Below are 13,216 nucleotides of genomic sequence, written 5' to 3' on the forward strand. Positions count from 1 at the left end.
GCGTTCATTGCATAACCAGTGCAGCCGCCAAGGGAAAGACCAAGAGCCCAGATCAAGCAACCTACGAGATAAGGGCCAAAGCCAGGAGCAAGGCCGATGGAGCCCTGAACACCCTTGGAGAAGATGCACCAAATACCGAACATCAGGAAGAAGGTAGCGATAAACTCGCCGAGGAAACCAGTCATCTGGTTACCGCAAGCATTTGCAGTGGAGAATACACCCAACTTGCTGCCTTCAGTCTCAGCCCAATGTGGGAGATATGCAAGGTAAACAATGATTGCACCGAGGATACCACCGAGAATCTGAACGATGGAAGTAGCAGCGAACTGATCCCAAGTGTAAACACCAGCCAAAGTCTTGGCAATAGTAACGGAAGGGTTGATATCTGCCTGAGGAGCACCGAGAGCAACGGAAGTGTAAACACCCATTACTACTGCGAAACACCATCCAGTAGTTGTGCAGATCCAGCCGCCACCGCGACCATAAGACTTAGCCAAAGACATGTTTGCGTTAACACCGCAACCAAATACCATCAGTACCATAGTACCGACGAACTCGCCTAACAAATTATCCATTTTTACATCCCTCTTTCATTAAAATAAATATGAATGAATACTATAATCCATATCTGACACCGGCACCCCTTATGAGCCGGTGCCAGATAATGAATCCTCACTTAATCAGCTGTTACGCTGATACTTTGGAGTAAATATTACTCCTCGTCAAGCCAATGCATGGAGTGCTTAACAGCCTTCTGCCAGCCCTTGTAAAGCTTGTCAGCCTCAGCCTTGTCCATAACAGGCTCGAAGCGAACATCAAGCTTCCAAGCAGACTTCAGGTCTTCCTTGTTTGCCCATACGCCTTCAGCAAGACCAGCGAGGTAAGCAGCACCAAGTGCAGTAGTCTCGATGATCTGAGGACGATCAACAGGAACACCAAGGATGTCAGCCTGGAACTGCATCATCAGATTGTTGGCAACAGCGCCGCCGTCAACCTTCAGGGAAGCCAACTTAATGTTGGAATCAGCTTCCATTGCGCCCAGAACATCTCTGGTCTGATAAGCAAGGGACTCAAGAGTTGCACGAACGATATGAGCCTTGGTAGTACCACGGGTAATACCGATAATCATACCGCGGGCATTCTGATCCCAGTATGGAGCACCAAGACCTACGAATGCAGGTACGAGGTAAACACCAGCAGTGTCACGAACCTTCTTGGCAACCCACTCAGAATCTGGAGCGGAATCAACCATGCGAACGCCATCACGCAGCCACTGAATAGCGGAACCTGCAACGAAGATGGAGCCCTCAAGAGCATACTCAACTTTGCCGTCGAGACCCCAAGCGATGGTAGTAACCAGACCGTTCTTGGAATCATAAATGTCAGTACCAGTGTTCATGAGCATGAAGCAGCCAGTACCATAGGTGTTCTTAGCCATACCAGGCTCGAAGCAGTTCTGGCCGAACAGTGCGGACTGCTGGTCACCTGCTGCACCGGATACAGGTACGGAAGCACCAAGGATGGATGGCTCAGTGAAGCCATAACGGCAAGAGGAAGGCTTAACCTCTGGCAGCATCTTTGCTGGAACCTTGAGGTAAGACAGGAGCTGCTCATCCCACTTCAGTTCTTTGATGTTGTACATCAGAGTACGGGAAGCGTTGGAATAGTCAGTAACATGTACTTTGCCACCAGTTAACTTCCAGATTAACCAAGTGTCAATAGTACCGAAGAGTAAGTCGCCTGCTTCTGCGCGGGCACGGGTGCCCTCTACATGCTCGAGAATCCAAGTAATCTTGGTACCAGAGAAGTAAGCATCAATGGTCAAACCAGTCTTGGTCTTGAACTCATCAGTCAGGCCCTTCTTCTTCAGATCTTCTGCAATGCTTGCAGTCTGACGGGACTGCCAAACGATTGCATTGTATACAGGACGGCCAGTGTTCTTGTCCCATACAACAGTGGTCTCACGCTGATTAGTGATACCAATGGCAGAAATGTCGTTAGCGGACAGGCCACTCTCTTCCAGAGCTTCCTTCATAACAGTAGTCATTGTGCTCCAGATCTCATCAGCATCATGCTCAACCCAACCTGGCTGTGGGAAAATCTGCGTGAATTCCTTCTGGGAAACGCCTACAATCTTGGAGTTCTCATCAAAGATGATAGCTCTGTTGCTAGTAGTACCTGCGTCTAACGCCATTACATACTTCTTTGCCATTTTAAAAATCCCCCTTAAAAAATAAAACTATTGCCAGACCAACGAGGCCTCTCTCAAACCCCATGGTCTATATATGAAATGACTCAGGCTTGGGGACTCAAAAGCGAATCCCCTATTATTATCTCCCTAAATAATATATGCCCAAATCTTTTCACCTAAGTAAGTGACTTACTGCTCGTAAGCCTTTGCCAATACCTGGATTGGATGAGTTGTCTTGGCATTGGTGCCATGCTTGATCTGCTCACGGCAAGTACCGCAATCGCAGACAACCTTATGAGCACCGCTGGCATTAATCTTGTCAAACAGCTCGGAACCAATCTTCATGGAAGTCTCATAGTTTTCCTTGTGGAAACCATAAGAACCGGACATACCGCAGCAGCCTGCGTCAGCGCTGTCGATATTTACGCCAATCTCCTTCAGGAGATCAACAGCTGGCATGCCCATACCCTGTGCACGCAGATGGCATGGTGCATGATAAATGAACTTCTTATCGGAAGAAACCTGTACCTTCTTCAGCTCACCCTGGTCTGCCAGAATAGTCAGGAACTCGAAAGCATCATATACGTTCTTTGCTGCCTGAGCCATTTCCTCCTGAGCAAAGAGCTCAGTGTACTCAGCCTTCAGCATCAAGGAACAGGAGGTGCAGCATGCGATTACAGGAATGTTCTTTGCAGCATACTCATTGATTACTGCAACATTGCTGTCTGCATGGCTTCTTGCCTCATCCAGATAGCCGCCTACAACCAGTGGGGAACCGCAGCACTTGAAGCGGTCATCCATCAGAACCTTGTAGCCGTTAGCGTTCATAACCTTAACGAAAGCAACGCCAACCTCTGGATCATTTACGTCGATAAAGCAGCCAGGGAAGAACAGAACTTCCTTGGTAAGACCCTCAGGCTGCTTGATTTCTTTGTACAGCTCGCGGAAATACTTGGTAGCAAATCTTGGAGACTTACGCTGAGGTGCAATACCCATAGCACCCATCATGCCCATAGCCTCACCGATGGACATACCGAGATTTGCGCAGCTTCTGCCAAATGGAATGCTCTTGAGCATATCAGCCATCTGGAAGTTGTGGCTCAGCATCTGATCAGCCTGGGTGTGCTTCTCTGGATGAGCCTTGTAATACTTGGCACGCTCCAGCATGTTAAGAGTTGCAACGGATACACCGTTAGGGCAGGTAATGTCGCAGTTCTTACAGTTGGAACATAACTTTAAGGAATCTTCATAATCGCTCTCATCGGAGAAGTGCATACGATTATGAGCAGGACCTACGAGTTTTGGTCCTCTATAGTCTGGATTAGCCTTGGTAACTGGGCACACTGCAACACAGGATGTGCAGGCAATACAATTATCGGCTGAATCTCTTGCTCTTTCTTCTAACTCCATAATATAATACCCCTTTCAATCAAGCCTTGGCTGCTTTATAAGCAGAAGCTAAAGCCACACCATTGCCGGAATGCTCAAAGCAGAAATCATAGCCACTGAGGTTACGGCCTGCAACATAAACGTTCTGAAGAACTACATTGCCGGACTCATTAACACCGCGGAGAGTTGCATCAACCCTTACGCCAGTCTTGGCGAAGGTCTGTTTCTTGTCGGAGAAGAGCTGCTTGTTAACCCAACGCTCCTCAACGCAATCGCACTCAATTGGGAGACCGAAAATAACTTCCTTGGCCTCACCAAAATCACGCATGGTGATACCGCCGCTGTAGAAACCGCCGGTTGCAACAATGAACTTGTCAGCATTGTAAGTCTGGAGACGAACCTCGCCACCAGCCTTAACAGCTACAGCCTTGCTGCCTTCGATAACAGCTTCTTCAGCCTTGGAATTCTCAATAACAGTGATACCCTTCTTCTTCAATGCACTCAGGAGTACATCACGGAGACGGAGACCATTTACAGATGGTGGCATTGCAGTAGTCTCAACTACTGGGCAGCCCAACTCTGCAACGATTTTCTTCCATACAACATTGCCCTTCAGACCGAGAATCTGAGGAACAACAATTACCTTGCCGGCGCCAGCGCTTTCCTTAACCTGGGAAACGAAATCAGAATAACCGGCATCAGTATCCATCCAAGAAGCTACGTCCTTGGTGGTAAGGTCACGAGCGCCCTTATAATGAGGATCTACAGTAACAACAGTGTACTTCTTGTCATTACCAAGCTCCTTGGCAAGGTTCTCTGCAACCATGTCTACATAATAATCCTTTAAGCCCTTAACGCCTACGAGAACAATCTCGGAAGCCTCAAAGCACTTGGAGCCCTGCATGGACTCTGGAATCAGGCAGGATGGCTTTAAGGTACCAACACCAGTAATCAGCCACTGCTGCTCATTGAGGGAACCAACATAAGGGAATCCCTCAGCTGCAACCACGTCCTGGAAGAACTTTACGGACTCTTCCAGAGCCTGGGTGCCAATCTTTTTATATGGATGCTCATCAGCAACTGCGCCAACAGCCTGAGCTGGGTTGGCTACAGCCTTGCCGGAGTCATCATAACCTAATACGTCGATAACGCCACTGTTAAGAGGGAAAGTACCCGCACCATAGGACAGCAGTGTTACCTTTTTGCCCTGGTCTGCGCTAACAAGAGCGGACATCAGGCCAGCAAAACCATTACCGATAACAACTACATCTGACTTGCTCATTAACGTCTACCCCCATTTACATTGAACAATACTTCATACATGCCTCTGGTCATTTCAGCCTCACGGAGAGTCTTACCTGCCATTACTGGAGTAATACCCTTCCATCTGGCCTGCAGGAAGTTCTTCATATCGCTGAGGGAATCGCCGCAGCCCTCAAGCTTGTCCTTGAACAGCTTGTTTGCAATTGCAGCACTGCGGATTGCGCAGTAGTTACCCTGGCAAGTACCCATACCAAGACGGGTTCTTCTTCTAACATCGGCTACGCTATGGCTGGTAGGCTCCTGAGCAATACGCATAACCTCTGCCATAGTAACGTTCTCGCACTCGCAGAGAACTTCACGGGTCTCTGGGTTCTCCTTCAGGGTCTTAACAACCTCAGGGAACTTATCAGTACCCAGACGGGTAGCCGCCAGATTTACACCATAGGATGGGAAGTACTGACGGGCAGCCTTCTTGTCAGCCTCGGAAACAGCTGGAACCAGATCCTCTTCTGCAGTACGGCACTTAGCAGTGTTGCCAAGTTTTGGAGCCAGAACATCGCAGAACTTCTCAGCCATGAGGCGGTAGGTAGTGAACTTACCACCGCAGATGGTCATCATACCCTTCAGACCGTCTTCCTTCTCGTGGTCGAGAGTTACGAAGCCACGGGAAGCATTACGGCCGCCATCAGCTCCCTTAGGAACATACAGCGGACGGGAGCCTGCGAATACACGGAGGATACGGTAGTCGCGCAGATGCTCGAATACGCCCTCACCAGTCTTCATGAGCTCTTCAACCTCATCCCAGGAAGTGGAAGTATCCTCAGGATCTGGAATAGTAATAGAAGAAGTACCAAGAATGGTAATGGAACCATGTGGTACGAAAATATCACCATTGGATGGCTTGCGCAGACGATTTACTACGCGGTTGGAAATTCTCTGGTTAAATGCAATCAGAGTACCCTTGGAAGGACTTACGGAGCAGTCCAGACCGGCCATCTGTGCAACCTTGCCAGCCCAAGGACCAGCAGCGTTTACCAGGATCTCGCATTCAATATCATATTCTTCCTTGGTAACGTTGTCGCGAACGGTAATGCTCTTAACAGCGCCGCCCTCAACGTTAATCTTTATAAGTTCAGTATAGGTCTTGTAACGGCCACCATAACGTGCAGCAGACAGTACATTCTGCCAGGACATACGGAAACCATCGATGGCACCATCCGGAACTTCAAAAGCGCGAACCAGTTTGCGAGAAAGGTTTGGCTCCAAACGGAGAGCCTCCTCCTTGCTCATCTCACGGGTCTTGATACCACTTTCAGCACAACCCTTTACCCAAGGATCTACGAAATCAGGATCATCACCCTCCACCTGAACGAACATACCGGAAATAGCCTCTACACAAGACTTACCGATACGACGCAGAATGGTATTTTCCTCGATACACTCTTTTGCTGCTTCCTGGTCTCTTACTGCATAGCGGGCACCACTGTGCAGAAGGCCATGATAGCGGGAGCTGGCACCATTAACCATATCAAGCTTCTCAATCAGCAGGGCATCAATGCCACGCATAGAGAGGTCACGCAGGATACCAACACCTGTAGCTCCGCCGCCAACAACGACAACCGTAGCTTTGTCCTTTACCATAACAATCCCCCATTTTCATTAATACACATATACAATTCGAGTACCCCCGAACCATTGAATTTTTGTACAATTGCACATCGATTCAAGTGTAATAGTCACAAAATTTCAATTACCTCGTACAGTTTATACCATAGTCCTTGATTTTGTCAATAAAAAAAGGACATTATAAGATAGCAATTAATAATCGTTAACTCTTAATCTGATGATTTGTCAGACCAAATTTTCCTGAAAAATAGTAATAATTAACCTCATAGCAGATAATTATTACTTATGCTAATAGGCTTTAAATAAAATACATTAGGTTATCCGGCTCTTTTAGCTTTTCTACATTATTTAATATATCCTCCAGGGAAATGGCTTCCAATGAGGATTTTATAGCATCATCAAGCTGGGAAAAGACTACTGTCTCCAGGGCCTTGTCCAAAATCGGCTGCTTTTCGGCCACCGTGGAATCCGTTTTTTCCGTCATGGTGGTTTCAATGGCTGTCAGCACTTCATATACACTTATCCCATTTGGCTCCCTGTTCAACAGATATCCTCCCTGGGAGCCCTTAATTGATATAACAAGTCCAGCCCTTTTTAATAATGAAAAAACTTGCTCCAGATAAATCTTGGAAATTCCCAGAGTTTCAGAAATGTGCAGTACGGTAATTGCCATGCCGTTTTTGTAATTGGCTGCCAGATATGACATGGCTGCCAGACCATAGCGGCCCTTTGCTGAAATACGCATAAAATCATCCTTTCGTAGTTTTAACTCATATTAATTATATATGTTTTTAATATTTTTTCAAATACCTATTGCTATAGTAGGTAAAATACCGTATAATTCATAACTATAAAACATATATGTATATTGTCCATGGACTTAATTCATTTATTACCGGATTAAACATTCCCCATACTTTCCATTTACAGTGAAAACGGGTATAATATTTTCTGTGTATTCTTTGATTTACAACTATACACATGGATTGAATATTATATTTATTTTCTTCCATATAATAATGACAGGATGTGAGTATGGTGATTGATTTATCTCATATTGAGAAAATCTATGACAGTACCGCCGGTCCGGTTCATGCCTTAAAGGATATAAGCCTTCATATTAATAAGGGCGAAATTTATGGCATTATCGGTCTCAGTGGTGCCGGCAAATCCACCCTGGTTCGCTGCATCAATCTTCTTGAGCGTCCTACCAAGGGTACAGTTACAATAGAAGGAAAAGATATCACTGCCATGAACAATGCGGAGCTCCGTGAGGCACGCAAGGGAATTGGTATGATTTTCCAGCATTTTAATTTGCTTTCAACCTCCACGGTATTTGATAACATCGCATTTCCACTGCAGCTTTCAAATACCCCAAAGGATGAAATAAAGAGCCGTGTTACCGAGCTGCTTGATCTGGTAGGGCTTGCCAACAAGGCAGACCAGTATCCATCTCAGCTTTCCGGCGGACAAAAACAGAGGGTGGGCATAGCCAGAGCTCTGGCCAGCAATCCCCACATTCTTCTTTGCGACGAGGCCACTTCTGCCTTGGATCCGCAAACCACAAAATCTATCCTTCATTTAATTAAGGATATAAATAAGAAGCTTAAGCTTACTGTGGTGGTCATCACCCATGAAATGCAGGTTATAAAGGAAATCTGTGACAAGGTGGCTGTTATTGACAAGGGTATCATTGCAGAGCAGGGTGATGTGCTGGATGTATTTATAAATCCACAAGAGCCAATAACCAAGGAATTCATCAGCGTATTGCTCAGCAATGAGCTGCCGGTGGATTTCAGAAACATTGAAATTGCCGATGAGCCTTTTGAGGACAGCATTCTTCTTATGAGACTCACCTTTATTGGCGAAACTGCCAATGACCCGATTATTTCCTCCCTGGTGAAGAAATACGATGTCAGCGCAGACCTGTTCTTTGGAAGTCTTGATGATATAAAGGGTGCCCCATTTGGCAGACTTATTATTGGTCTGGATGGCAGCCAGAAGGATATCCATTCTGCCATGGATTATCTGCGTGAACAAAAAGTTAAGATGGAGGTGATTGGCTATGTCAGCAGACATGCTTCCTCTCATCACTAAGGCTTTGGGAGAAACGGTTTACATGGTGGTTGTATCCATGATAATTTCCTCCCTTTTGGGCATTCCTTTGGGGGTACTGCTTCATACCACCTCAAAGGGTCAGATCCTGGAATGTCTTCCTGTTAATAGAGTTGTGGGTGCTGTAGTAAACGCCATCCGCTCCATTCCATTCATTATATTAATGGTAGCAATAATTCCGCTTACCCGCCTTATTGTGGGCAGCGCCATTGGAACTACTGCAGCCATGGTACCTCTGGTACTGGCTTCAGTGCCATTCATTGGCCGCCAGGTGGAAACTTCACTTAGGGAAATTCCTTACGGCATAGTGGAAGCAGCCCAGGCCATGGGAGCAACTCCGTTACAGATTATCCGCAAGGTATTTTTGCCGGAGGCCATGCCAAATATTGTGGCCCAGCTTACCACTGTTATCATCAGCCTTATTGGCGAATCTGCCATGGCGGGAGCCATTGGTGGCGGTGGCCTTGGTGATTTGGCAATCCGCTATGGTTATCAGCGTTTCCGCCCGGATATTATGATTGCCACCGTTATCGTCCTTATTATCATGGTTCAGATAGTGCAGTTTGCCGGCAACAAGCTGGCCAAGCATCTGGACAAGCGTTAATACGGGTGTAGCTTTCATTATTATTTAACGAAAGAAAAATATACACTAATTTAAGGAGGTCTTTTAATGAAAAAGGTATTACTTATTTTATCAGCCCTTGTATTTGCCATTGTGGCCCTGGCCGGCTGCGGTGCAGGCAACAAGCAGGCATCCAACGACAGCAAGACGCTGAAGGTTGGTGCCACTTCCGTTCCACACGCTGAAATTCTTGAGCAGATTAAGGATGATCTGGCCAAGGACGGCGTTAAGCTGGAAATCGTTGAGTACAGTGATTATGTACAGCCAAACCTTAATCTGAACGACAAGGAACTGGATGCCAACTACTTCCAGCACATTCCTTATCTTGAGGATTTTGTAAAGCAGCATCCTGAGGTTAAGCTGGTAAGCGCCGGTGGTATTCACATTGAGCCAATGGGTGTTTACTCCAAGAAGGTTAAGAACCTTAAGGATCTTAAGGATGGTGCTTCCATTTCTATTCCTAACGATCCTACCAACGGCGGCCGTGCTTTGGCTCTTCTTGCCAAGGCTGGTGTTATCACCCTTAAGGATGGTGTAGGGGTAACCGCTACTGTTCAGGATATCGCTTCCAACCCTAAGAACATCAAGTTCCAGGAGCTGGAGCCTGCACAGGTGCCTCGTACTCTGGATGATGTAGATGCTGCTGTTATCAACAGCAACTTTGCTATGCAGGTTCAGCTGAACCCAGTTAAGGACAACATCTTCATCGAGGATTCCACCTCTCCTTATGTTAACATCGTTGCAGTCCGCGCTGGTGATGAAAACCGCCCTGAAATTCAGGCTCTCATGAAGGCCCTGAAGTCCGAGAAGGTTAAGAAGTTCATTGCCGAGAAGTACAACGGCGCTGTAGTTGCAGCATTCTAAGATATTGTAGATAATCAAAGCAAAATTAAAGAGCTGGGGCTCACAATGTGAATTCACACATTGAGCCACAGCTCTTTTTTTGATTATTTAATTACTATATTATTTTATTCCTTTTCTACCTTATATACTGCCGCATACATGGTAGGCAGTACCAGCAGTGTCAGCACCGTTGCCACAAAAAGTCCACTGGCAATGGCCACTGCCATCGGCCCCCAGAAGTTGCTGACCATCAATGGTATCATGCCCAAAATGGCCGCTGCTGCAGTAAGCATAATCGGTCTGAAGCGCATAACCGCAGAATCCATAATGGCATCCCAAGGGGTTTCTCCCTCTTCCAAATGCTTTTGAATCTGGTCGATAAGAATAACCGAGTTTCGTATAATCATGCCACTAAGGGCCAAAACACCCAGAATAGCCACGAAACCCATGGCCTTATCAAAGATGAGCATACCTGCTGCTACACCAATAAGTCCCAAAGGTGCAGTAAGTACAGTTAGAATCATCAGCTTAGCGTTTTTCAGCTGGAACATAAGCAAAGTCATAATGGCAAATATCATGGCCGGAACAGGCTTCGTAATATTACCCATGGATTTTTCGCTGTCTTTTAAAGCACCGGCAGCCTCAATCCTATAACCCGGAGGCAGATTATCTGAAATATCCTTAACTGAAGCTAATGCCTTTTTAGTGGCATCATTGGCTGTTCCGGAAAGAATATTGCCCTGAACAATTACGCATGGAACTAATCTCTCACGACCAATAACACCATTTTCAGTCCGAAGGGATATATCTGCCAGCTGTTCTAAAGGAACATAGCCCCCCGCAGTATAAACAGGTAATTTCTTCACCGTGGATATATCTGTACGATCCACCTCTGCCATCTCCAGAACTATATCCACAGTACGGTCACCCTTATAGAACTGGGCTGCTGTGGCCCCAGTGAGCTCCGTATACACCATCTTTGAAACAGCCTGAGCAGTCAGTCCCATGGCTTTCAGCTTATCCTGATTATATTCAAGATGAAGTACCTTGCTTTTTTCATGCCAGTTAAGATGGATTTCAGTATTATTTTCATCCTGAGCCACCCGATCTGCCACCAATTCGCCGATTTCACGGACCTTTTCCTTATCAGAGCCGTAAACCTTTAGCATAATAGGATAATCAGACGGTGGACCCGTCTGAATGAACTTTATATCGTGACGAGCCTCAGGGAAGTTATTTTCAAGCTCCTCCCTGATTTTTCTGGTCAATTCAGCTCTGTTGTCCGGGTCCTTGGATACCACAATAAACTGGGAATAACTATCTATTGGAGGCTCTGGCGTAAATGGAAGCACAAATCTTGGAGCCCCTTCTCCCACATAGTAGCTGTAATTTTCAATTTCATCAGCGTGTTGATCCAGAAAATCAGCAAAGCGTTTGGACACTTCCTCGGATTTTTTTAGGGAGGCACCATCATTCAGGCGCATGGAAATAATAATTTCCGGTCTGGTGGATGGTGGGAAGAATTCATTACGAACCAACTGCATGCCCAAAATTGAAAGGGCAAATATTCCCACAGTAGCCGTAAGAACCAGCTTTTTGTGGGTCAGGAACCATGTTAAAACCTTGCGGAATATTGTATAGAATTTACTCTGATACTGAACCGCCTCCCCCTCATCATTACGCTTAACATCTACCTTAATAAGATGATAGCCATATAATGGTGCCACCATGACAGAAACAATCCAGGAAATAAGTAATGCCATGGAAATAACCGGGAACAGGGCACTACAGAATTCTGCTGCCAGACCTGCAGAAAATCCAACGGGAATAAAGCCGGCGCATGTAATAAGTGTACCCGTAAGCATCGGCTTAGCCGTAGCCTTAAAGGCATAACAGGCCGCCTCGAATCGGTCCAGCCCCGCCTCCAGCTTTACACTCATCATTTCTACGGCGATTATGGCATCATCCACCAATAATCCCAAGGCGATAATCAAGGCACCAAGGGATACCTTTTGAAGATCAATGCCCAATATATACATGCCGCAAAAAACAGCAGCCAGCACCAGCGGAATACAAAGGGCCACCACCATGCCGGTTCTTACTCCCAGACTGAGGAAGCTCACTGCCAGCACGATGATAATGGCTTCACGCAAAGTACTGATGAACTCCTCAATTGATTCCTCAACCACCTTTGGTTGGTCTGAAACCTGATGAACTTCCAGCCCCACTGGAAGCACTTCATTTACAGACTTCATCAGACTGCCCAAATCTTCGCCAAGGGTAATAATATTCTGCCCTGGCTCCATGGATACGGCTATCCCCACTGCTGGCTCACCATTATAAAACATCTTTGGGTCAGAGGGCTCTGCATAACGCATTTCCACCTTGGCAATATCACCCAGACGAAGCACCTTCCCCCCCGCATTAATAGGGGCATTTTTTATATCATCAATATTCTCAAAGGTTCCGGAATATCTTAAATATACATTGTCCGTACTGGTCTCTATCATGCCGGAGGGAGTCATCTGATTTTGCCCCTTCAAGGCATCGGACAGGGCTGTTGGACTTATGCCCAGCTCAGCCAGCTTGGCACTTTCGATTTCCACATAGACTTTTTCAGTCTGAACGCCAACCAGCTCCACCTTCTGAACACTTTTTACATTGGCCAGAATCATGCGGCGTATTTCTTCTGCCTGCTGTCGCATTTCCTCATAGGAAAAGCCATCGCCAGTTACGGCATAGAGAGAGCCATATACATCATCAAAACGGTCATTGAAATATGGTCCGTAAACCCCCTCTGGCAAATCCTTTTCAATATCATGGCAGAAATTTCTTACATCACGCCATGAAGAACGAACATCACCATTATAATCATCCTTTAAAAGCACATGAATAACAGTGGTGCCATCCCGGGTGGTACTCTTAACATAATCAATACCCGGCAAATCATTTATTTTTGATTCCAGCTTATCTGTAACCTGCTGTTCCATCTGCTCTGCAGTGGCACCAGGCCAAGCGGCAGTTACTACCATATCCCTTATAGTAAAGTTAGGATCTTCCATACGTCCCAGTTTTATATATGAAAAGATTCCCCCTACCACAAAGACAATAATGAAGTACCATACCAGGGCCCGGTTTTTCAGGGATACCTCTGTGAGATTAATCAT

10 protein-coding genes are annotated in these 13,216 nt (G+C 46.2%); 3 read left to right on the forward strand and 7 right to left on the reverse strand.

The window, feature by feature from the left end:
- The 6 genes from T525_RS0109690 to T525_RS0109715 form a co-directional block, all read right to left on the reverse strand.
- On the reverse strand, positions 1-575 hold a 575-nt coding region (locus T525_RS0109690), incomplete at its 3' end, for an MIP/aquaporin family protein (protein WP_037325592.1).
- A 137-nt stretch (positions 576-712) separates the two neighbouring features.
- Positions 713-2,212: a glycerol kinase GlpK gene (gene glpK, locus T525_RS0109695; RefSeq protein ID WP_027407046.1), complete on the reverse strand. Its 1,500-nt coding sequence runs from the start codon at positions 2,210-2,212 to the stop codon at positions 713-715.
- 168 nt (positions 2,213-2,380) lie between these two features.
- Positions 2,381-3,601 (reverse strand): anaerobic glycerol-3-phosphate dehydrogenase subunit C, encoded by a 1,221-nt coding sequence (locus T525_RS0109700; RefSeq protein ID WP_037325593.1) that lies wholly within the window; start codon positions 3,599-3,601, stop codon positions 2,381-2,383.
- Between the two features lie 19 nt (positions 3,602-3,620).
- Positions 3,621-4,862 (reverse strand): anaerobic glycerol-3-phosphate dehydrogenase subunit GlpB, encoded by a 1,242-nt coding sequence (gene glpB, locus T525_RS0109705; protein ID WP_027407048.1) that lies wholly within the window; start codon positions 4,860-4,862, stop codon positions 3,621-3,623.
- Positions 4,862-6,484, reverse strand: a complete 1,623-nt coding sequence (gene glpA, locus T525_RS0109710) for an anaerobic glycerol-3-phosphate dehydrogenase subunit GlpA (protein WP_027407049.1) — start codon at positions 6,482-6,484, stop codon at positions 4,862-4,864. Before glpA ends, glpB begins: the two co-directional genes overlap by 1 nt.
- 283 nt (positions 6,485-6,767) lie before the next feature.
- The gene (locus T525_RS0109715; protein ID WP_027407050.1) at positions 6,768-7,214 is read right to left on the reverse strand and encodes an Rrf2 family transcriptional regulator; all 447 of its coding nucleotides are present in this window, start codon (positions 7,212-7,214) and stop codon (positions 6,768-6,770) included.
- 293 nt (positions 7,215-7,507) lie between these two features.
- On the opposite strand from T525_RS0109715, the gene T525_RS0109720 reads away from it, so the two are divergent.
- The 3 genes from T525_RS0109720 (at position 7,508) to T525_RS0109730 (ending at position 10,070) form a co-directional block, all read left to right on the forward strand.
- Positions 7,508-8,566, forward strand: coding sequence for a methionine ABC transporter ATP-binding protein (locus tag T525_RS0109720; RefSeq protein WP_027407051.1), 1,059 nt, complete (start codon positions 7,508-7,510; stop codon positions 8,564-8,566).
- A complete protein-coding gene (locus T525_RS0109725) occupies positions 8,535-9,188 on the forward strand; it encodes a methionine ABC transporter permease (protein ID WP_027407052.1) in 654 nt (217 codons plus the stop codon). The genes T525_RS0109720 and T525_RS0109725 overlap by 32 nt, the downstream gene beginning before the upstream one ends.
- Positions 9,189-9,254: 66 nt before the next feature.
- Positions 9,255-10,070: a MetQ/NlpA family ABC transporter substrate-binding protein gene (locus T525_RS0109730; protein WP_027407053.1), complete on the forward strand. Its 816-nt coding sequence runs from the start codon at positions 9,255-9,257 to the stop codon at positions 10,068-10,070.
- A 104-nt stretch (positions 10,071-10,174) separates the two neighbouring features.
- On the opposite strand, the gene T525_RS0109735 is transcribed toward T525_RS0109730, so the two are convergent.
- Positions 10,175-13,216, reverse strand: coding sequence for an efflux RND transporter permease subunit (locus T525_RS0109735; protein ID WP_027407054.1), 3,042 nt, complete (start codon positions 13,214-13,216; stop codon positions 10,175-10,177).

The sequence above is a fragment of the Anaerovibrio sp. RM50 genome (assembly GCF_000622005.1).
Lineage (GTDB): Bacteria > Bacillota > Negativicutes > Selenomonadales > Selenomonadaceae > Anaerovibrio.